The organism is Streptomyces sp. NPDC036764 (genome assembly GCF_055609385.1).
Window position 1 is genome coordinate 70594 of sequence record NZ_JBVJPT010000008.1, and the last position, 21339, is coordinate 91932.

Sequence of the window (21339 nt, forward strand, 5' to 3'; positions counted from 1 at the left end):
GCGCGCTGCCAAGTAGGCACAAATAAGTGGGTACGGCGGTTCGCGTGAGCGGGTACGACGGTCGCCGTCGCCCCGCCTTACGGCTACGACCGCGCCAGCTCCTCCCGGAACCCCTGGCGCCACGACGGATAGCGCGGCTCCCAGCCGAGCTCCCGCCTGGCCTTGGCGTTGGAGAACCCGCGCCCCTCGGTCATCATCGTCACCACCACGTCCCCGGCGAGCAGCCGAGCCAGCCACTTGGGCACCCGCAGCGGAGGCTTCGCGCCCGCGCACTCGGCGAGATACGGCAGCCACTCACTGGCCGGCGCCGGCTCGTCGTCGACGATGTTGAACACGCCCCGCGCCCGCTGCTCCACCGCGAGGAGGGTGGCGCTCGCCGCGTCGTCCAGATGCACCCAGGAGCAGTAGCCGGTACCGCCCCCGACCAGCGGGAACTGCCGCTTGCGTACCAGTTCGACCTGGTCGTCGGTGGCGCCGGGCCCGTAGAAGCCGCCGTACCGCAGGACCGTCCCGTCGGCCTTGAGGACGGTTTCCTGGATGTGCCGGATCGCCTCGCCCAGCGCGCGCAGCTTCCCGGTCTCCACGGGCAGCGGGTCCTCCTCGGTCTTGACCCAATTGCCCTCGCGGACGCCGTTCCAGATGGCGGCGCTCTGCGCGACGACGTGCGGGACGCCGGTCGCCTCCGCGGCGGCCAGCAGATGGTCGGTGCCCTCGGTGCGCAGCCGGTTGGTGTCGGCGAACCACCGGTCGAAGTGCCTGATGTCGGGCTTGCCGGAGTGGGCGACGGAGATCGCCGTCATCTGGTGCACGATCACGTCCGGCCGCGCCGCGGCCACCGCCTCGCGGACCGACGCCGCGTCGAGCCCGTCCATCACTACGCCCTGCGCGCCCATCCGCCGCACCAGGTCGAGCTTGGCCGCGCTCGTCGTCGTGGCCGTCACCTGATGCCCCCGCTCCACGAGCAGCGGCACCAGCCTCCGCCCGATGACGCCGGTACCGCCCGCCACGAACACCCGCATGACTCTCACCGTCCCTTTCGCGGAATACCTCTACGAAGCCTTGGACGAGCCGGGCCGCCCGTTCTGTGACACGGCGATGAGTTCCGCGCGCCGAGCCGGTCTGCCCGCAGGAGACTCCTCGGAAGGAACCGGGAAACGGATTCCGGAAGGAAGTGATGACCCATGCCCACCAGTTCCGCATACGCCAAGGTCAACGGCGTGGAGATGTACTACGAGCTCCACGGCGCCGCTCGCGACAGCGGTACGGGCGCCGCGGACCCGGACGTCGCCGACCGGCGTCCGCTGGTGCTGCTGCACGGGGGCGTCACCACCATCGGAATGTCCTTCGGCGCCGTGCTGCCCGCCCTGGCGGCCGACCGGCACATCGTGGCGCCCGAGCTCCAGGGACACGGACACACCGCCGACACCGACCGTGCCCTGACGGTGCCGAACCTGGCCTCCGACGTGGTCGCACTGCTGGACGAGCTCGGCATCGGGCAGGCCGACTTCCTCGGGTACAGCCTCGGCGGGCTGACCGCGCTGGAGATCGGGATCCGGCACCCCGGCCGGGTGGGACGGCTCGTGCTCGCCGCGACCCAGTACCACCAGGACGGCGTCCACGACGAGGTCCACGCCGGCGACTTCGACTCGCCCCGGCTGCCCAGCCAGGCCGACTTCCAGGAGATGGCCGAGGCGTACGCCGCGTGTGCGCCGCATCCCGAGCACTTCCAGGACTTCCTCGGCAAGATCTCGGTCGCCGCGAACGCCCCGCTGCCGTGGAACGCCGACGACCTGCGCACGGTGGAGGCACCCACGCTGCTGGTCATCGGCGACCACGACTTCGTACGCGTCGAGCACGCGGCCGAGATGCAGCGTCTGATTCCCCGGGCCCATCTGGCCGTGCTGCCCGCGACGACGCACATGACCCTGATGCGGCGGACGTCGGTGCTGCTGCCGCTGCTGAACGAGTTCCTCGACTGAGCGGCGGCCGGCGGGCGGCGGGAACACCGGCTACAGCACGCGGAGGTTGGTGAGCGGGATGTTCCATTCGTTCCGCTCGATGTTCCCGGTGCCGTCCCAGTCCGCGGCCGGTACCGCGAACAGCGTCAGCCCGGCGACGACAGTGGCCAGGACGGCGACGACACGACGCTTCACGATTGCCTCCTCGACGACGGCGGTACGGCTCACCCTGCGTCGCCCCGACGGCCCCGCCCGCCCGGACACGCCGCCCGGCCGACGGGTTCAGCCGCTCGGTCGCGACGACGCCACCGCGACGGACGGGCATCGGCGTGCGGAAGCGCCTCGGACGGACGGGCGTCGGCGTGGCGTGGCGCACTTTTGCAAGCGGGTGCTTGCAATAGTTAGCGGGGGTGCGGCAAGGTGGAGGCATGGCATCGCTCAACGTCGGCAATCTCGGTGAGTATCTGCGCGAGCAGCGGCGCAACGCGCAGCTCTCGTTGCGGCAACTCGCCGACGCCGCCGGGGTGTCCAATCCGTATCTGAGCCAGATCGAGCGCGGGCTGCGCAAGCCGAGCGCGGAGGTGTTGCAGCAGGTCGCCAAGGCGCTGCGGATCTCCGCCGAGACGCTGTACGTCCGCGCCGGCATCCTCGACGCCGAGCGGGACCGGGACGAGGTGGAGACGCGCGCCGTCATCCTCGCCGATCCCACGCTCAACGAGCGGCAGAAGCAGGTGCTGCTCCAGATCTACGAATCCTTCCGAAAGGAGAACGGGTTCGGGATATCCGTCGAGGCGGATGGGGACTCGGACACGGACCAGGGCGCCGTGCGGACAGTGGTCGAAGCGGTCCGGTCCGCCGGCTCGGATCCGGGTTCCCACAAGTCCCCGGACGCCCCTGGATCCGGCGACGGCGATGCCCGGTCCGACGGCACGGCGGACGCCCGGAGCGACGACGCCGGCGTACGACGCAGCCGTACGACCCGCAAGAACGGCACGGCCGACGGCGGCCGCGAGTCCGCCGCGCGCCGTAATCGCACGACTCGCACAACCCGCAGCACCCGCACGACCCGTACGTCCGACGGCAGCGACGCCGACCCGGAGAACCCGACCGACCCGCAGTAGTCGGCCGGCTGGCCTGAGCCGCCGTACGCGCGACGCGCACCGGCGAGCAGCAGCCGTCAGCCGTCCGTCCGACCGCGGGACCCAAAACCCTCACCTCGAAACAACCCGGGAGGACCAGCAAAATGGCCATCACCGACGACCTGCGCAAGACCTTCAGCGACCCGACCCCGCTCTACTTCGCCGCCGGCACCGCCGACCTCGCCCTCCAGCAGGCCAGGAAGGTGCCCGCCCTGGTGGAGCAGCTCCGCTCCGAGGCGCCGGCTCGGTTCGAGGCCGTTCGCAGCACCGACCCGAAGACCGTCCAGGAGAAGGCCGCCACCCGCGCCAAGGAGGCGGGCGCCAAGGCCAAGGAGGCGCAGGAGACCCTCCAGGCCAAGGTCAACGAGTTCGTCACCAGCCTGGACGCCGACGTCAAGAAGTTCGGCAGCAACCTCGACGCGGACTTCAAGAAGTTCGGCAGCAGCATCGACGCCGACCTGAAGAAGTTCGGCGAGAGCGCCCAGGACTTCGCGCTGCGCACGCTCGGCGTCGCCGCCGAGTACGCGGTCAAGGCCCGTGAGACCTACGAGAAGGTCGCCGAGCACGGCGAGCAGACCGTGAAGACCTGGCGCGGCGAGGCGGCCGAGGAGATCGAGGACCTCGCCATCGCCGTCGAGCCCAAGACCGAGCCGGTGGAGGTCAAGGAGGACAAGGCCGAGGCCAAGTCCGCCGAGGCCAAGCCCGCAGCCGAGGCCGCCCCGGCGAAGAAGGCGACCGCCAAGAAGGCCCCGGCGCGCAAGACCACCGCCAAGAAGACGACCCCGCCCGCCAAGTAACACGGACGGGTGAAAAGGGACCGCAGAGCACGGGCCGGGCACTTAGCGAGTGCTCGGCCCGTTGTTCGGGTAGCGGTCCTGGGGTTGCGGGTACGGTGACCGCGTGGATACAAGTCGAACCGGGTGGTGGACGTTGTGCTGATGCAGGGCTTCGCGGGGTTCATGTGGCTGCTGAGCATGGCCCTGATCCTTTTCAGCGGCTTCGCGCTGATCGACGCGGCCGTCCGCCGTGAGGACGCCTACCGTGCCGCGGACAAGCAGACCAAGGTGTTCTGGCTGATCATCCTCGGCCTCGCCTTCGTGGTGAACCTGATCTTCAACATCCTGTCGTTCCTGCCGATCATCGGCCTCATCGCGACGATCGTCTACATGGTCGACGTCCGCCCCGCGATCAAGGGCCTCCCCGGCGGCGGCCGCAGCAGAAGGGGTTCGAGCAGCGACGGCCCGTACGGCCCCTACAACGGCGGCCGCTGATCGACGCCCGCGAGAACCGCGCCCCTCAGGGGCGCGGGGAACTGCGCGACCAGGCACCAGCACCCGGCACACGACAGCACCCCTGCGGCGGGCCTCCGCACGGCGATACCGCCCGGCGGCGGGCCTCCGGACGGCGATGCCGCCCGCTCACGCCGTCCGATCGAGCAACAGCACGGCCACGTCGTCCGTCAGCTCACCGCCATTGAGATCCCGGACCTCATTGACGGCCGCCCGCAGCAGCGCCTCCCCGCGCAGCCCCTCCGCAAGCTGCCGCCGGACCATGGACACCATCCCGTCCTGCCCCAGCCGCTCCCGGCCCTCACCGACGCGCCCCTCGATCAGCCCGTCGGTGTAGAGCATCAGGCTCCACTCGGCTCCCAGTTCCACCTGCATCCGAGGCCACCGGGCCCCGGGCAGCAGCCCGAGCGCGGGCCCGTTGTTGTCGTACGGCAGCAGCCGCGCCGCCCGCCCCGGCCGGGCGAGCAGCGGTGAGGGATGGCCCGCGAGGCACAACCCGGCGCGTCGGCCGTCCGGCGCGATGTCCACGGTGCACAGCGTCGCGAAGATCTCCTCGTCGGACCGCTCGTGCTCCAGCACCTGCTGCAAGGTGCCCAGCAGCTCGTCCCCGCACAGCCCGGCCAGGGTCAGCGCCCGCCAGGCGATCCGCAGCTCCACACCGAGAGCGGCCTCGTCCGGCCCGTGGCCGCAGACGTCGCCGATCATGGCGTGCACGGTGCCGTCGGCGGTGCGGACGACGTCGTAGAAGTCACCGCCCAGCAGGGCACGCGAACGCCCGGGCCGATACCGCGCGGCGAACCGCAGCGACGACCCCTCCAGCAACGGCGTGGGAAGAAGCCCCCGCTCCAGACGCCGGTTCTCCTGCGCCCGCAGCCGTCCCTCGGCGAGCCGACGCTCGGCTGTGTCGGAACGTTTCCTCTCCACGGCGTAGCGGATCGCACGGCTCAGCAGCCGACCGTCCAGTTCGTCCCGGAAGAGGTAGTCCTGCGCGCCCACGCGCACGGCATCGGCGCCGCGCTCGGCGTCACCGGAGGCGGTGAGCGCGAGAACGGCGTGGCGGGGCGCGAGCTCCAGGACGTGCCTGAGCACGGCCAGCTCGTCGTCGTCCGCGCCGCGGCCGGGTGCGGCCAGGGCGAGGTCCAGCAGGATGCAGTGGACGTCGTCGGTGAGCAGCCGCTCGGCCTCGGTGAGGTTGCGGGCGGTGCGCACCCGGATCGGCCGGCCGGCCGAGTCGTGCAGCTCGGGCACCATCGCGGAGCCGCCGGGATCGTCCTCGATCAGCAGCAGCGTCAGAGTGGTTTGGGTGCTGTTCTCGACCGTTTCTTCCTTACGCGGGGTCACCACACGGGTGCTGCCGCCTGGGGACGCGGCCGGCGCCTGACCAGTCTCCACGGCCGGGATCGCTCTCTGCCGCGGTACGGGTACGGGCATCGTCTTGAGTTCCTTCCCTCCCCCCGAGGGCACGGCGGGAACGAGGGACCTCGATCCACCGACGGGGACCATAGCGGGTGTCGGCGCCGCAACGGAATGGTGTGGAGCACGCCATATGGTCGCTGGCCGCTGTCATATGCCGCGTTCCGTACCGCAGTTGGACAGGGTGGCACCGTGACAGGGATGACGAACGTCACGTCGGGGTGGCGTTTGGCAGGGATGTGACGTGGGATGGGTCACGTGGCCCGAGTCACGACCCTTATGTCACAAGACGCCCTGAATCCTTACGCATCGGGTCGAACCACCCCGAGGATCCGCATCGACCCGGCCCCCGCGATCGTCACCGTCCGCCCCGGGCGCGGGGCGTGGATGATGGCGCCGTCGCCGATGTACAGGGCGACATGGCTGGCGTCGGCGTTGTAGATGATGAGGTCGCCGGGGCGCATGTCCTTGACGTCGATGCGCTGGAGCTGCTTCCACTGCTCCTGCGAGGTCCGCGGAATACCGCTGCCGGCGCTCGCCCAGGCCTGGGACGTCAGTCCTGAACAGTCGTACGTCTTGGGGCCCTCGGCGCCCCATTCGTACGGTTTACCGAGCTGGGCTGTGGCGTACTCGATGGCCTTGCGGCCCTGCTCGGAGGCCTTGCCCTGGATGTCCTTCAGGACGCCGGAGTCCAGCCAGGCGGTCTGCGCCTTGCGGGCGGCCTCCTCCTCCAGCTCGGCGAGGCGCTCCTTCTCCTCCTTCTCGAGCTGGGACTCGAGCTGTTCGGCCGCCTTGATCTGCTTCTCGATCTTCTTCTGGGCGGCGGCCTTGGCCTTGCGGCCGGCCTCCAGCTTCTGCCACTGGGCGGAGGCGTCCTTGGCGTACTGCTCCAAGTCCTGCTGGGTGCGGGTCATTTCCGCGAGCAGCCCCTTGGTGGCGCGCTGCCCCTGAATCACCCGCCCGGCGCTGTCGAGAAAGTCCCGCGGATCATCACTCAGCATCAGCTTGGCCTCGTCGGGCAGCCCGCCCGACCGGTACTGCGCGGCCGCCGCGGAGCCGGCTCGCTTCTTCAACTCGGCCAGCTTCTCCTGGCCTTTGACGATCTTCTTGGCCAGCGAGACGATCTCGCTGGACTGCTTCTCGGCCGCCTCCTCGGCGGCGTTGTACTCGTCGGTGGCGACGGACGCGGAGTGGTAGAGCTTCTCCAGCTTCTGGCGGACCTCCTCAAGCTCCTTGTTCGACACGGGGATCGGCGACGAGGAGGGTGAGGCGCTCGGTGACGGAGGGGGGGAGGGTGCCGCGAAGGCGGTGCCCGGTGCCGCCAGCACGGTGACCGCGCAGACGACGGTCACGGCCACGGCGATCAGGCCGCGCTTGCCCGTACCCATACCTGTGCCCCCAAACTGATGTCCCGTCAGTAACTTACGAGCGTCCGGGGGATCGTGCCACGACGGCGCGCAAAGTGACAGAGGTCTGCTTCCCCCCTTTCCCGCCCCGCTATGACGATCTCCCCGCCTTTGTGACGAACGACTCGCCGAGATCGTTCCGTGATCCGGGGGCGGGCAGGGAAACGAGAGGGAAAGGCCCGACGACACAAGGCCGACCTACCTCAGCGGGGCCAACGCCTCCCACCGCACGGTCACTTCCCCCTGCCGCCACCGCCCCGGCCCGTCCGTCACCGGCCAGTCGACCGAGAGGTCCCGCACCGCCCGGATCCAGCGCTGACGGGCGCCGTACGAGGCGTAGGGCGCCGCCGCCGCCCAGGCCCGGTCGAAGTCCCGTAGAAACGCGTGCACCGGCTCACCGGGCACATTGCGGTGAATGAGGGCCTTCGGCAGCCGCTCGGCGAGATCCGACGGCCGCTCCAGCGACGCCAGCCGCGCGGCGAACGTCACCGTGCGCGGCCCCTCCGGCCCGAGCGCGACCCACACATGCCGGCGCCCGATCTCGTCACAGGTCCCCTCGACGAGCAGCCCGCGACCGGGCTCCAGCCGCGCACAAAGCCGCTCCCAGACCGCGAGGACCTCCCCCTCCTCGTACTGCCGCAACACGTTCGCCGCCCGCACGAGCACCGGCCGCTGCGCGATCGGCACCTCGAACCCACCATGCCGAAACACGAGCCCCTCCCGCTCGTACGGCTTGGCGGCGGCGACCCGCGCGGGCTCGATCTCCAGCCCGACCACCCGCACCCGAGGCGCCACGGCCCGCAGCCGCCCCAGCAACTCGACGGCCGTCCAGGGAGCAGCGCCGTACCCGAGATCAACCGCAACGGGTTCGACGACCCGCCGCAACTCGGCGCCGTGCGCATGGGCGATCCAGCGATCCATACGGCGCAGCCGATTGGGGTTGGTGGTCCCGCGTGTCACCGTTCCCACGGGGCGGGCGGCGCGGGCAGTCATGCACAAGAGGGTATGCGCCCACCCCACAGCACAGCCCCCACGTCCGGCGCCTGCGGCTCCGTCGTGGCCGGTCGCGCAGTTCCCCGCGCCCCTGGCGGGGTGGCAGGCGGCCTGCGCCACGAGGGGCCGCGGGCTTCCACAGCGTCCGGCGTCTGCGGGTCCGTCGTGGCTGGTCGCGCAGTTCCCCGCGCCCCTGGCGGGGTGGCAGGCGGCCTGCGCCACGAGGGGCCGCGGGCTTCCACCGCGTCCGGTGGCTGCGGGCCCGTGGGGGCTGGTCGCGCAGTTCCCCGCGCCCCTGGCGGGGTGGCAGGCGGCCTGCGCCACGAGGGGCCGCGGGCTTCCACCGCGTCCGGTGGCTGCGGGTCCGTCGTGGCTGGTCGCGCAGTTCCCCGCGCCCCTGGCGGGGTTGCAGGCGGCCTGCACCGAGACGCACCCGCGGCCGCCCACGGCGTAAGGAACCGTGCCGGCGATGGCGCAGCACCCGCGTACGGCGGTAAGGGGACGTGCCGGCGATGGGGCAGCACCTGCGTACGGTGGCAAGGAACCGTGCCGGGGCTGGCGCAGCACCCGCGTACGGCGTAAGGGGACGTGCCGGGGGGTGTCCGCCCGCAGCGGCGGGCGTCAAGAGACGGCGGCCTCCCTGCCCGACAGCAACCGCCCGACCGAGGACGGACACCCCCCGGCGCGGCCCCGACCCACCCACCGGACCGTCGGCGCCACACGCACCCCCACCCACCCCGCACAGGCGCCGCAGGCCCCGCACGCACCCAGCCCCCGAACAGTTGAGCGACCCCCAGTAATTCCTAGGCAAAAACCACCCCGCCAGGAATGGGAACCCCTCCCTCCGGCGTTGCACCGCCTTGGAGGGCGCTCAACCCTCCGTCCGGCATGCCCGCAGCCAAGGAGGACCGCCACGTGAGCCAGTACGTCAGCAGGCTCGGGCGACGCTCCCCGTCGGCCCCCTCCCGACTCCGGCTCCACCGCCGCCCCCGCCGCGTAGCCATGCTCAGCGTGCACACCTCCCCGCTCCACCAGCCCGGCACAGGCGACGCCGGCGGCATGAACGTCTACATCGTGGAGCTCGCACAACGCCTCGCCGCGATCAACATCGAGGTCGAGATCTTCACCCGCACCACCGCCACGGACCTCCCACCCACCGTGGAACTCGCCCCCGGCGTCCTCGTCCGCCACATCGACGCCGGCCCCTACGAGGGCCTCAACAAGGAAGACCTCCCCGCCCAGCTCTGCGCCTTCACCCACGGCGTGATGCAGGCATGGGCCGGCCACCGCCCCGGCTACTACGACCTCGTGCACTCCCACTACTGGCTCTCCGGCCACGTCGGCTGGCTCGCCGCCCAACGCTGGGGCGCCCCCCTGGTGCACGCCATGCACACCATGGCCAAGGTCAAGAACGCCAACCTCGCCGACGGCGACACCCCCGAACCCGCCGCCCGGGTCATCGGCGAGACCCAGATCGTCGCGGCCGCGGACCGCCTCATCGCCAACACCTCCGAAGAGGCCGAGGAACTCGTACGCCACTACGCGGCCGCCCGCGACAAGGTCGCCGTCGTCCACCCGGGCGTGAACCTCACCCGCTTCTCGCCCGCCGACGGCCGAGCCGCCGCCCGCGCCCGCCTGGGCCTCCCGCAGGACGCCCTGATCCCCCTCTTCGCCGGCCGCATCCAGCCCCTGAAGGCCCCGGACATCCTCCTCCGAGCGGTGGCCGTCCTCCTCGACGAGCACCCCGAACTGCGCTCCCGCATCCTCGTCCCGATCGTCGGCGGCCCCAGCGGCAGCGGCCTCGCCAAGCCCGAGGGCCTGCAGAAGCTCGCCGCCCGCCTGGGCATCGCGGACGTCGTACGGTTCCGCCCGCCCGTCGGCCAGGAGCAGCTCGCCGACTGGTTCCGGGCGGCATCGGTGCTGGTCATGCCGTCGTACAGCGAGTCCTTCGGCCTGGTGGCCATCGAGGCGCAGGCGGCCGGCACACCCGTACTGGCCGCAGCGGTCGGCGGCCTGCCCGTCGCGGTCCGGGACGGCCGTACCGGGTTCCTGGTCCAGGGGCACAACCCGGCCGACTACGCGCGCGTACTGCGCGCCTTCGCCGACGAACCGCACCTGGTCCCCCGGATGGGCGAGGCGGCGTCCCGGCACGCCCAGTCCTTCGGCTGGGACACCGCGGCGGCGGCCACGGCGGACGTCTACGCGGCGGCGGCCCAGGCCCATCGCCGTCGCGTACGCTCCCACCATGGGTGACGCACAGGACGTACAGAGGGCGGCGCAGGTCGTCGAGGGGGCCCTGAAGGACGCCGACCTGGAGTGGGAGAGCCCCGCCCCCGGCAACTACGTCGTCAAGCTTCCCGGCACGCGCAAGCTCTCGACGACCGTGTCCCTGCTCGTCGGCCGCCACTCCCTGTCGGTGAACGCCTTCGTCATCCGTCACCCCGACGAGAACGAAGGCGGCGTCCACCGCTGGCTCCTGGAGCGCAACCTCAAGCTCTACGGCGTGAGCTACGCCGTAGACCGTCTCGGCGACATCTACGTCACCGCCAAGCTCCCGCTCGCCGCCGTGACCGCCGACGAGATCGACCGCCTCCTCGGGCAGGTCCTGGAAGCGGCGGACGGCGCCTTCAACACCCTCCTGGAACTCGGCTTCGCGTCCGCGATCCGCAAGGAGTACGAGTGGCGCGTGGCGCGCGGCGAGTCGACGCGGAACCTGGACGCGTTCACCCATCTGATCCAGCGGCCTTCGGAGTGACGTAAGCAAGTCCGCACCAACGCCCCCCACGCGACCCCTTAACGCACCCCGCACCCCCCTTAACCGCACCCCGCAAGACCCCCCAACTCACCCCGCACGACCCCTTCCGCACTCCCAAGGGGCCGTGGCATGCTCACGGCCATCGCACTTCTGAACGTCGTTCACATCCATGAAGAGCCGCATGGAGGGCGTACGGACATGGGCAATGCGCATCTCACCAGACGGGCCCTGCTCGGCGGGGCCACGGCCGTGGCACTCGGCGCGACGACCGCCGGCGTCGCACAGGCGGCCACCGCAGCAACGCACACCCCTCAAGCAGCCGAAGCCCCACCCCCGGGGAAACCCCAGGCGCGCCCCCAAGTCCCACCCGTCTGGCACGAGTTCACGCGAACCCCGTACACCCACCCCCAGATCCCCCACATAGGCCGGGCCGGCCACCGAGGCGGAGCCCTCCGCTTCCCCCGCCCCCGAGTCGTGGCCGACGTACGCGACTTCGGCGCCGTGGCGGACGGAACGACCGACTCCGCCCCCGCGATCAACCGTGCCATCGCCGCCGCCGGAAGGGCCGGCGGTGGCACGGTCACCATCCCGCCCGGCACGTTCCGCATCGACGACGTCATCCGCATCGGCCACTCGAACGTGGTCCTGCGCGGCGCCGGCAGCACCCGCACCAAGCTGTTCGCCACGCGGAACCTCACCGAGCTGATCGGCCCCTACGGCTCCCGCTACGGCGGCGACAAGTCGTCCTGGTCCTGGGCGGGCGGCCTCATCTGGCTGGCCCCGACGGCCCGTTGGGACTCCCTGGTCTCCGCGATCAGGGCGAAGGCCTGGCCCTTCGAGGGCTGGACGGGCAACCGCCGCGACGAGTGGCGCACCCTCACCACCCTCGCCCCGGCGCGCCAGGGCTCCTGGACGGTGACGGTCGCCGACCCTTCCTCGCTGCGCCCCGGCGCCCTGGTCCTGCTCCGCCTCGCGGACGACGCCGGCCACACCCTCCTGGAGCACATGTGCGGCGGCGGCCCCGGCCCCGAGGCGTACACCTGGGACGACAAGACGAAGCTGACGTCGTACGTCCCCTACGAGTGGCCGGTGCGCATCACCCGCGTACAGGGCCGCAAGGTCACCCTGGAACGCCCGCTCCCGCTCGACGTCCGCCCCGAATGGGACCCGCGACTGACGACTCACGTGGGCGAGCTGACCGGATCGGGCGTCGAGGGCCTGACCCTGGAGGCCGTGGAGACCCCGCAGCAGCCGCACCTCCTCGACAAGGGTCACAACGGCGTCGTCTTCCAGTGCGCCTACGACTGCTGGGCCGACGACGTGACGGTCCGCCACGTCGACAACGGCTTCGGCCTGGTCGCGGCCTCCGCCTGCACGCTGAGGCACACGCGCGTGGCGGGCCGGGGCGGCCACCACCCCTACTTCTGCCGCGAGGGCTCGCACGACAACCTGATCGAGGACTTCACCATCGAGGCCCGCACCACCCCGGCGCCCACGGGCACCCAACTCCACGGCATCAACGTCGAGGGCCTGTCCTCCCACAACGTCTGGTCACGCGGCGACATGCGGATGGGCACCTTCGACAGCCACCGCGGCCTGCCCTTCGCCAACGTCCGCACCGACATCACCGTCGACAACAACGGCCGCCACGGCGGCGACGCGAGCGCGGGGCCCCTCTTCGGCGCCCGCTTCACCCACTGGAACATCCGGGTCACGAACGGCCGCGCGGGCATGATCCGCCTCGACGGCCTGGCGCCCTACTCCGCCACCGTCGGCCTGGGCGAGGTCAGGGAGTTCGACCAGATCGACGTCCCCGACTTCGCGGGCGATCTCCACTCCCGACTGGAGCTCTACGGCACGACGAACGCCGTGCACCCACCCAACCTGTACGACGCTCAGCGCGCGCTGCTGCGGTAGCGCCCCGGAGGCACCCCCACCAGCTTCCGGAAGTGGCGGCTGAGATGGGACTGGTCGTAGAACCCGGTCGCCACGGCCACCTCGGCCGGCGACCGGCCCTCCAGCAACAGCCGACGGGCCCGGTCCACGCGCCGCGACATCAGGTACTGGTGCGGGGCGATGCCGTACGCGGTGCTGAACGCCCGTACGAGATGGGCGGGATGGGCCTGCACGAGTGCCGCGGCCTCGTCGAGGGCGATACCCGGGACCACGCGCTCGTCGAGGAGCTCACGCAGCCGACGGGCGAGGGCGGGATCGCGGCGCGGGAAGCCGGTGACCGTCCTGGGCCGCAGATGGGTGCGCAGCCGGTCCCCGATGAGGGTGAGCCTGCTGTCCGCCTCCAACTCGTCACCGGGCTGCGCGAGCGCGGCGTGGAGCTGTCCGACACGCAGCCGCAGCACGGGATCCGCCAGGTCGGGCGAGTCCACCGCCGGACCGATCAGGTCGTCCGCCAGCCGGGTGCTGTCCAGATAGAGGACCCGCTTGCGGAAGCCGTGCGGGGTGGCGGGGGAGCCGTTGTGCGGAACGTGCGGCGGCAGGAGCGACACCGTGTCGAGCGGGGTGCCGTGCTCATGCCGGTCGAGGTCGTAGCGCACGGCACCGTCGTCCACGATGAGCAGCGTCCAGGCCTCATGCACGTGCATCGGGTACGCGTACTCGGTGAAGTGGGCGTGGAAGACCTCGGTGACGCCCGGTACGGAGGGGCGCCACGCGGAGACTTCCTGGCGATCCCGAGCGGCGGCCATGCAAAGAACGTACAAGACGCAGGTGTACGGCGCCCGCGAGTCTCGTCGCATGAGCACTGAAGCACCCGTTCGTTTCGACACCAAGATCGCTGTCCTGCTGCGCGAGGACCTGGAGCCCTGGCAACGGCTGAACGTCACCGCGTTCCTGGTCAGCGGCCTGGGAACACAGCTCCCGGAGGTGATCGGCGACCCCTACGAGGACGCGGACGACGTCCCCTACCTGCCGATGTTCCGCCAGCCGGTCCTGGTCTTCGAGGCCACGAAGGAGACGCTGACGACGGCCCACACCCGCGCGCTGTCCCGCGCCCTCCCGCGCGCGATCTTCACGTCCGACCTCTTCACGACCGGCAACGACCGCGACAACCGGGCGGCGGTGCGGGCGGTGTCCACCGGGGACCTGGACCTGGTGGGGCTGGCGGTGTACGGGCCGAGGAACGCCGTGGACAAGGTGATCAAGGGGGCGCGGATGCATCCATGAGGTCAGCGTGGGCGCCTCTTCGGGGGCTGCTTGCGCTTGAGGGAGACGCGCAGGCGTTGGGCGTCGTGGGTCTTGCCCAGGCGCGCCAGGACCAAGGCCAGGCTGAGGGTGACGTTGTGATGCAGGCGGTGGTCGGTTCCGAGCGACTCCCGAACGCGACTTCTTGTGGACCGCAGGAGTTGCTCCGCCTCGGTGTACCGGCCGACGTTGATGAGCGATCTGCCGACGTTCATGGCGCTGCTGAGCGTGTCCTCGTGTCTGTCGCCCAGCAACTGCTGGCGCCGCGTCAGGACTTCCGCATGCACCTGCATGGCCTCGACGTGTCTGCCGAGTTCGGACAGGACGCCACCCATGTAGCTCGTGGCGGCGAGGGCGGTGGGATGGTCCTCGTGCAACGCCCGCCGGTGTCGGGCCAGGACGTCCGTCAGCACCTGGTGGGCCTCGTCGATGCGACCGAGTTCCATCAGGGCGTATCCGTAATTGGCGACGGAGCGGAGGGCGTCGATGTGGTCTTCGCCCAGAGTCGACTCGCGACGTGCCGCCACGTCCTTGAGGATGGTGCACCCCTCGGCCTCCCTGCCCAGCCCGCCCATGACGATGCCCAGATCGTGGGTCGAGCTCAGCGTGTCGGGATGGTCCTCCCCGAGCACGCGGCGCCGTCTGTCCAGGAGGTCCTCGATGAGCGGCAGCGACTCCTCGTACCTGTCCATCTCGTTCAGGGCCACGGCCACCATGTGTGCCGCGCGCAGCGTGTCGGGATCGTCCTCGCCCAGCGACGTCCTCCACTCCTCGTACATGACCTCGGCGAGACCGAGGGCCGCCTCGGGCTGGGCGTAGCGTACGAGGTAGATGGAGGCCTTCAGTAACGTCGGCCGCAGCTCGGCCCTGCCGATCATCGCGTCCAGCGTCGCCGTCAGATGCTGGGTGAGCGATGCCCACCCCGGCCAGGCCTCCGGCAGTTCGGGGTCCCCGGGGTCGACCGCGGCCAGCAACCCGGCCACGTCCCCCACCGGCCCCCCGGCGTCGTCGGCGGTGCGATGACGCATCACGGCCTGCGTGAGACGGTGCACCTGGAACGCGTCGGGCCCGACGATCGCCAGCCCGTACTGGGCGAGCGGCTGGAGCGCGTTTCTCGGCCAGCGGATGTCGTTCGGGTCCCCGGGCACGCTGGTCAGCGACCCGCGGGCCTCGACGAGCCACTTCGTCGGAATGGGCTCGGGTCCGAGAAACGCCGCGAGGCGCAGCAGGGCCGCCGCCTCCGGACGGTCGGTGTCCAGCCGATCGGCCGCGATCGTGACCGTCGCCGCCACGGAGACCGGATAGTCGTATATCTCCCCGTCGCTGAGGAGTTCCGCGGTGTTGGTCCGCAGCAGTTGGAGGTAGTGGTCGGGCGGTGTCCCCTCGCTGAGCGCGCCCGCGGCATGCGCCAGCGCCAGGGGCAGGTCGCCGAGGGCGTCGGCCAGCGCGTCCGTCGTCCGGTCGTTCAGGGTGGGCAGTTGACGGTTGAGGTAGGCGATCGACTCCTCGCGGCTGAACACTCCGAGGGCGAGACCCGGCGCGATCTTGTTCCAGGCGGGGTCGCGCGCGGTGATGAGCACATGACCCGGCCCTTCCGGCAGCCAGGTGCGCAGTTGTCGCGGATCCTCGGCGTTGTCCAGGACGATGAGCCACCGGTCGCTGGTGCGCAGGTGGTCAAGGGCGTACTGCGCGTTGACCTCGGCACCGGCGTCCGGCTTGGCCACATCGACACGCGCCGCGAGTTCCGCGTACCGGGCCGGTACCTGCTCGACCTGTTCGGCGTCGATCCACCACACCAGGTCGTACTGCCCGGCGAAGCGGTGCGCGTACTCCAGCGCGAGCTGGGTCTTGCCGACGCCGCCCGGACCGTGGAGCACGCGTACCGCGGACCGGCGCTCGCCGAGCAGCCCGCCGCGGACCTTCTCGATGATGTCGTCGCGACCGGTGAAGTGCGGGTTGCGCCCCCGCTGTCGTACGTCCCATACGGCGGGATCGTGAAGAGCGGACGGGAAGCGGGGCTGCTGCACCCGGGAGGCCGACGAGCGAGGCTGCTTGCCGGCCCGGGAACCCTTGCCCGCCGCGCCCGGGAAGGCCGGCGAGGTCGTCGGGACCTCACGGCCGCGCACGGCCTCCAACAGCGTCGTGAGGGCGGCCGCCTCCTCCAGGTCGTGCAGCTCCTGGCGGATGCGCGGCCGGAGGATCGCGGGCAACTGCCCCGCCTCCAGGGGCTCGACGACGAGCGGCACGAAGCGGTCCCGGCCGGCCACGGCGGCGGTCCACTCCTCCTCGGTGTACCGGCCCGGCGCGAAGTACTGCGGGGAGAACAGGGCGACGACCGCGGAGGCCCGCTCAAGCGCCTCGGTCATCTTCTTCACGAAGTCCTCGCCGGTGCGCCAGTGCCAGAGATCGAGTTCGATCTCGTAACCGGCGTCCCGCAGATGCCAGGCCACCCACTCCGCCCACTGGCCGTCGTGCCCGGCATGACTGACGAAGATCAGCTCGGAACTGTCGCTCATGCCTGTCTCCCACCCCAGCGGCCCCAACGGCCCCCGTACCGCGCCTCCTTGTATACCCCGTGGGATGCGTGCTCAGCAGGCGGTCGGTGTCAGGCCGTACGGACTTCGGCCTCCGCGTGGGCGGGCGAGGCGTCGGCGGCCTGCGTGGAGACGGCCGGCAGCCTGCGCGTCAGGGCGCCGTAGCCGGCCGCCGCCGCCGTCCCGGTGACCGCGCACAGTCCCCACAGCCACTCGGCGCCGAAGTGGTCGATGACGAAGCCGGACATCAGCGGGGCGATGAGGGCGGCGGCCGACCAGGACAGGGTGTACATGCCCTGGTAGCGGCCGCGTCCGTGGGCGGGGGAGAGGCGGACGACTAGGCCGGTCTGGGTGGGGGCGTTCAGCATCTCGCCGAGCGTCCAGACGCACACCGTCAGCGCGAAGACGCCGACCGACCCGGCGAAGGCGGTGAGGCCGAAGCCGTATCCGGCGAACAGGGACGACACGATGAGGATCCGCCCCGCGTCCCGGCGCTCGATGAACCGCGTGACCGGGATCTGGAGCGCGACGATCAGGACGCCGTTGACGGCGATGGCGAGGCCGTAGTCGGCGGGCGAGAACCCGGCGTCGCCCATGGCGATCGGCAGACCGACCGAGCCCTGCTGGAAGACGAGGGCGACGAGGAAGGACAGTCCGACGACGGCCATGAAGCGCCCGTCGCGCAGCACGGTCCCCAGCCCGACCTCCTCGTCGGCCTTGCCGGTGTCGGCCTTCTCGGGCCGGGACTCGGGCAGCTTCACGAAGATCACGACCGCGCAGACGGCCGTCATCCCTGCCTCGATCAGGAACCCGGCGAGGTAGCTGACCTCGGCGATGAAACCCGCGGCCATGGAGGAGATGGCGAAGCCGAGGTTGATGGCCCAGTAGTTGAGCGAGAAGGCGCGCACCCGGTCCTCGGGCCGCACGATGTCGGCCATCATCGCCTGCACGGCGGGCCGGGAGGCGTTGGAGGCGGCGCCGACCACGAAGGCGACGGCGGCGATGGCGACGGGGTGGTGCACGAACCCGAGCACGGCGACCGACACGGCGGTGGAGGCCTGGGCGACGAGCAGGGTCGGCCGCCGCCCGAGCCGGTCGGTCATGACGCCGGCACCGATCGACGAGACGACGCCGCCGAGTCCGTGGAGGGAGGCGACCAGGCCGGCGTAGGAGGCGGAGTAGCCGCGGTCGAGGGTGAGGTACAGCGCCATGAAGGTGGCGACGAAGGCGCCGAGCCGGTTGACCAGGGTGCTGGTCCACAGCCACCAGAACTCGCGGGGAAGCCCGGCTACGGTCTCTCGGGTGGCGCGTCGCACGGCGGCGAGTGGCATGGGGGTCCCCACGGATGTAGCCGGACACCGGCAGCGGATGTAAGTAGCCAAGGAGGCATCCGCAACTTACAAACTCGGGGGTCGGGCAGGCCACTCAATTAACAGATCCCGTCAACCGTCCGCCTGCTGGGCGGGCCGCATGGGGGTGGAATACGTCGATTACGCTCTGAGGCATGGCCGACGCACCGTACAAGCTGATCCTCCTCCGCCACGGCGAGAGCGAGTGGAACGCGAAGAACCTGTTCACCGGCTGGGTGGACGTCAACCTGAACGAGAAGGGCGAGAAGGAGGCAGTCCGCGGTGGCGAGCTCCTGAAGGACGCCGACCTTCTCCCCGACGTGGTCCACACGTCCCTCCAGAAGCGGGCGATCCGCACGGCACAGCTCGCGCTGGAGTCGGCCGATCGCCACTGGATCCCGGTCCACCGGAGCTGGCGCCTGAACGAGCGCCACTACGGCGCCCTCCAGGGCAAGGACAAGGCGCAGACCCTCGCCGAGTTCGGCGAGGAGCAGTTCATGCTGTGGCGCCGTTCCTACGACACCCCGCCCCCGCCGCTCGAGGACGGCACGGAGTTCTCCCAGTCCTCCGACCCCCGCTACGCGACGATCCCGCCGGAGCTGCGTCCGCGCACGGAGTGCCTGAAGGACGTCGTCGTCCGGATGCTCCCCTACTGGTACGACGGCATCGTCCCGGACCTCCTGTCCGGCCGCACGGTCCTGGTCGCGGCCCACGGCAACAGCCTCCGCGCCCTGGTCAAGCACCTGGACGGCATCTCCGACGCCGACATCGCGAGCCTGAACATCCCGACGGGCATCCCCCTCTACTACGAGCTCGACGCCGACTTCAAGCCGGTCACCCCGGGCGGCAAGTACCTCGACCCGGAGGCGGCCGCGGCGGCGATCGAGGCGGTCAAGAATCAGGGCAAGAAGAAGTAACCCGACCTGATCAAGGCCCCTGCCTGCGGTTTTTCCGCTGGTGGGGGCCTTGTTGCTGGGCTGGGACCGTCTATGGGCCGTGAGCTGCTTGATCGGGCCGTCAGGTGGGGCGACGCCAGCGGCGTACACGGATGTCGAGGACGATCAGTAGGGCAGCGGGAAGGCCAGTCTCGATGAGGGGCGCGACTTCAAGGTCGGAGTACCCGGCACCCTTGCCGAGCGTGCGCCGGAATGGTTGACCGCGCTCCAGCACCCAAAGACCCGTGCGAGTCGCCGCCGCCCGCGAGTGAGGTCGTGCACGAACGTCGCCGGCTCCTCGGCAACGCCGGTCTTGGACGGTCTTGTTGACCCCCTCCTGAGGCATGGCCCGGGTGAAAGTCAGGTGCGGGCATCCGGCACTCGCCGGCCCTTGCCCGGCCACTGTGCCGACGAGCACGCATATCCGGCCAGGGATAGAATTGGCGTGAGCTCCGATCAGCAGACATTTCTTCCGGGGCCCGCGGTTTTTCCGGTCCCAGACAGGGCCGTTACGGCTCATATCGCTCCGCGCCTCCGCGTCGCGCCGACACTCCTCTTGAGTCGGCCAAGCACCCGGTACATGAGCCCTTGCCGGACAGGACGGAGTAACTCCGATGCCCGACGCCCTGCAGTTCGTGCGCACGTCGGCCTTGCGGGATCCATGGCGTGCGGAGATGCCCGACATCACACCGCCCGAAGAGGCCTCGTCATGACCAACCCGCAGCAAACGCCTCCTACTCCAGCAATTCGTCTCATCTTCGAGTACGAGGGCGATTCGGTGCGCCTCGTCTTCCAACAGCCGGTCGATACGGTCATCAGCGGTTTCGACACCGTCGCCGAAACGGGTTCCGGCGACTACGTCGTCGAGACGCGGGACGACCGCGGGCAGCGCCTTGACCGTGTCCCCGCACGGGGAGCCTTCCTGGAGAGCGCCGAGGTCTTCCCGGAGGACCACACGGAGCCGATCATCCGGGTGAACGTGGAGGCGCGCGGCGCGTTCACCGTGATCGTTCCCGCACCGGCCGAGGCCGCCCAGGTCGCCGTGGTCCGTGTCGCGCCTTCGGGAGGCGAGGCGCTGCGGGACGTCGACCTCGCCACCTTTCGGCTCGAGCGATAGCAGACCGTGATGACCACGTCCGACGGCACCGTCCAAGGCCGCACCCAGATCCACGGAACAGCACCACGCAACCGGGCGTTCACCATCGTGCTGCTCGGCGACGGCTTCACCGCCGCTCAGCAGACCGCGTTCAACAACGCCTGCACCTACTTCGTCACCGGACTGACCTTCACCGCGCCGTTCGACAAGATCGGGCGGGCGATCAACATCTGGCGGGTCAACGTCACGTCCACCGACTCGGGCGCCGACGATCCGGTCGCCACCGGCGGCACCGGCGCGACGGCCCGCACGTACTTCGACTCCACGTTCGGTGCGAACGGCGTCAGACGGCTGCTGGTCTGCAACAACTCGACGGTGCTCCAGACAGCGGCCGCTCAGGTCCCGGAGTTCACCGTCGCGCTCGTCGTGGTCAACTCCACGATCTACGGAGGAAGTGGCGGCTCCGTCGGCACGTACTCCCTCGCGGACGGGGCGACCGAGATCGCCGTTCACGAGGTCGGCCACACGGCGTACGGACTGGCTGACGAGTACGCGTACTACGCCGACGAGAACGAGACGGGGCACGACTACCACCCGGCCCCCGGTGAACCGGCCGAGCCGAACGTCACGCTGAACACCTTCCGCACCACTTTGAAATGGGGCTGGGCGGTCGCCCCGACCACAGCCCTGCCCACGATGTCCAACCCGAACTGCGCGAAGGTGGATACAAGGCCGAGCACGGTTCCCGCCGGAACGGTCGGCTGCTTCGAGGGCGCGCACTACTACCACTGCCGGGCCTTCAGGCCCGAACACAACTGCAAGATGCAGGAGTTGGGTAACCCGTTCTGCCAGGTGTGCTGTCAGGCGATCCGGGCCCGGACGAAAAGGGCCAAGAACATCTGCGCACTGAGTCCGATGAAGGATGCCGTGTACCGGTACGACGGCTCGGGAACCTCCTGGACCAAGATCGGTGGCGCCGCGGGCCAGATCTACGCCGGCGGCTGGGGACTCGTCGCCACGAACCCCAGTTCCGGCGACCTGTACCGCTACCTCGGCAGTCCCGACATGTGGCAGTACATCGGAGGCGCCGGAGCCTCCTTCGCCGTCGCCCCCGACACCCTCTACGGACTGACTCCGAACAGGGATGCCGTGTACCGGTACGACGGCCAGGGGAGCTCCTGGACCAAGATCGGTGGCGCCGCGGGCCAGATCTACGCCGGCGGCTGGGGACTCGTCGCCACGAACCCCAGTTCCGGCGACCTGTACCGCTACCT

The 21339-nt window shown here is 70.7% G+C and carries 19 protein-coding genes; 11 read left to right on the plus strand and 8 right to left on the minus strand.

The features are described 5' to 3' along the window. Positions 1-83: 83 nt before the first annotated feature. Positions 84-1019 (minus strand): NAD-dependent epimerase/dehydratase family protein, encoded by a 936-nt coding sequence (locus ACZ69Q_RS27170; RefSeq protein WP_471046500.1) that lies wholly within the window; start codon positions 1017-1019, stop codon positions 84-86. Positions 1020-1181: 162 nt separating this feature from the next. Here ACZ69Q_RS27170 and ACZ69Q_RS27175 point away from each other — a divergent pair, with 162 nt between their 5' ends. Beyond that, positions 1182-1979, plus strand: a complete 798-nt coding sequence (locus ACZ69Q_RS27175; RefSeq protein WP_471046501.1) for an alpha/beta fold hydrolase — start codon at positions 1182-1184, stop codon at positions 1977-1979. Positions 1980-2009: 30 nt separating this feature from the next. Here the strand turns inward: ACZ69Q_RS27175 and ACZ69Q_RS27180 are convergent, their stop codons facing one another. Next, complete coding sequence (locus ACZ69Q_RS27180; RefSeq protein ID WP_471046502.1) at positions 2010-2153, minus strand: hypothetical protein; 144 nt, start codon at positions 2151-2153, stop codon at positions 2010-2012. Between the two features lie 233 nt (positions 2154-2386). Here ACZ69Q_RS27180 and ACZ69Q_RS27185 point away from each other — a divergent pair, with 233 nt between their 5' ends. The 3 genes from ACZ69Q_RS27185 (at position 2387) to ACZ69Q_RS27195 (ending at position 4368) form a co-directional block, all read left to right on the plus strand. Beyond that, complete coding sequence (locus ACZ69Q_RS27185) at positions 2387-3079, plus strand: helix-turn-helix domain-containing protein (protein WP_471046504.1); 693 nt, start codon at positions 2387-2389, stop codon at positions 3077-3079. A 122-nt stretch (positions 3080-3201) separates the two neighbouring features. Continuing rightward, positions 3202-3894 (plus strand): hypothetical protein, encoded by a 693-nt coding sequence (locus ACZ69Q_RS27190; RefSeq protein ID WP_471046505.1) that lies wholly within the window; start codon positions 3202-3204, stop codon positions 3892-3894. Between the two features lie 141 nt (positions 3895-4035). Next, entirely contained in the window at positions 4036-4368 is a 333-nt protein-coding gene (locus tag ACZ69Q_RS27195) for a DUF2516 family protein (protein WP_471046934.1), read from the plus strand. 147 nt (positions 4369-4515) lie between these two features. Here the strand turns inward: ACZ69Q_RS27195 and ACZ69Q_RS27200 are convergent, their stop codons facing one another. The 3 genes from ACZ69Q_RS27200 to ACZ69Q_RS27210 form a co-directional block, all read right to left on the minus strand. Further along, the gene (locus ACZ69Q_RS27200; RefSeq protein ID WP_471046506.1) at positions 4516-5817 is read right to left on the minus strand and encodes a PP2C family protein-serine/threonine phosphatase; all 1302 of its coding nucleotides are present in this window, start codon (positions 5815-5817) and stop codon (positions 4516-4518) included. A gap of 284 nt (positions 5818-6101) precedes the next feature. Beyond that, positions 6102-7187 (minus strand): C40 family peptidase, encoded by a 1086-nt coding sequence (locus ACZ69Q_RS27205; protein ID WP_471046508.1) that lies wholly within the window; start codon positions 7185-7187, stop codon positions 6102-6104. A 216-nt stretch (positions 7188-7403) separates the two neighbouring features. Beyond that, positions 7404-8198, minus strand: coding sequence for a class I SAM-dependent methyltransferase (locus ACZ69Q_RS27210; RefSeq protein ID WP_471046509.1), 795 nt, complete (start codon positions 8196-8198; stop codon positions 7404-7406). 915 nt (positions 8199-9113) lie between these two features. On the opposite strand from ACZ69Q_RS27210, the gene mshA reads away from it, so the two are divergent. The 3 genes from mshA (at position 9114) to ACZ69Q_RS27225 (ending at position 12870) form a co-directional block, all read left to right on the plus strand. Continuing rightward, a complete protein-coding gene (gene mshA / locus ACZ69Q_RS27215) occupies positions 9114-10451 on the plus strand; it encodes a D-inositol-3-phosphate glycosyltransferase (RefSeq protein ID WP_471046936.1) in 1338 nt (445 codons plus the stop codon). Beyond that, complete coding sequence (locus tag ACZ69Q_RS27220; protein WP_471046511.1) at positions 10444-10953, plus strand: type III secretion system chaperone family protein; 510 nt, start codon at positions 10444-10446, stop codon at positions 10951-10953. The genes mshA and ACZ69Q_RS27220 overlap by 8 nt, the downstream gene beginning before the upstream one ends. 198 nt (positions 10954-11151) lie before the next feature. Then, positions 11152-12870, plus strand: coding sequence for a glycosyl hydrolase family 28-related protein (locus ACZ69Q_RS27225; RefSeq protein ID WP_471046512.1), 1719 nt, complete (start codon positions 11152-11154; stop codon positions 12868-12870). Here ACZ69Q_RS27225 and ACZ69Q_RS27230 read toward each other — a convergent pair. After that, the gene (locus ACZ69Q_RS27230) at positions 12849-13655 is read right to left on the minus strand and encodes a helix-turn-helix transcriptional regulator (RefSeq protein ID WP_471046514.1); all 807 of its coding nucleotides are present in this window, start codon (positions 13653-13655) and stop codon (positions 12849-12851) included. The two genes, ACZ69Q_RS27225 and ACZ69Q_RS27230, sit on opposite strands and share 22 nt — an antisense overlap. Positions 13656-13704: 49 nt before the next feature. On the opposite strand from ACZ69Q_RS27230, the gene ACZ69Q_RS27235 reads away from it, so the two are divergent. Continuing rightward, positions 13705-14133, plus strand: a complete 429-nt coding sequence (locus ACZ69Q_RS27235) for a DUF2000 family protein (protein WP_471046515.1) — start codon at positions 13705-13707, stop codon at positions 14131-14133. Between the two features lie 2 nt (positions 14134-14135). Here ACZ69Q_RS27235 and fxsT read toward each other — a convergent pair whose 3' ends face one another. Both fxsT and ACZ69Q_RS27245 read right to left on the minus strand, forming a co-directional pair. After that, positions 14136-16667: an FxSxx-COOH system tetratricopeptide repeat protein gene (gene fxsT, locus ACZ69Q_RS27240; RefSeq protein WP_471046517.1), complete on the minus strand. Its 2532-nt coding sequence runs from the start codon at positions 16665-16667 to the stop codon at positions 14136-14138. Between the two features lie 89 nt (positions 16668-16756). Next, complete coding sequence (locus ACZ69Q_RS27245; RefSeq protein WP_471046519.1) at positions 16757-18016, minus strand: MDR family MFS transporter; 1260 nt, start codon at positions 18014-18016, stop codon at positions 16757-16759. Between the two features lie 173 nt (positions 18017-18189). Here ACZ69Q_RS27245 and ACZ69Q_RS27250 point away from each other — a divergent pair, with 173 nt between their 5' ends. From ACZ69Q_RS27250 to ACZ69Q_RS27260, 3 genes are all read left to right on the plus strand, one after another. After that, the gene (locus ACZ69Q_RS27250; protein WP_471046520.1) at positions 18190-18951 is read left to right on the plus strand and encodes a phosphoglyceromutase; all 762 of its coding nucleotides are present in this window, start codon (positions 18190-18192) and stop codon (positions 18949-18951) included. Between the two features lie 727 nt (positions 18952-19678). Further along, positions 19679-20086 carry a hypothetical protein gene (locus ACZ69Q_RS27255; RefSeq protein ID WP_471046522.1) on the plus strand — a complete coding sequence of 136 codons (408 nt, stop codon included), beginning with the start codon at positions 19679-19681 and terminating at the stop codon, positions 20084-20086. 9 nt (positions 20087-20095) lie between these two features. Continuing rightward, a partial coding sequence (locus ACZ69Q_RS27260) for a M64 family metallopeptidase (protein ID WP_471046524.1) occupies positions 20096-21339 on the plus strand: 1244 nt, incomplete at its 3' end.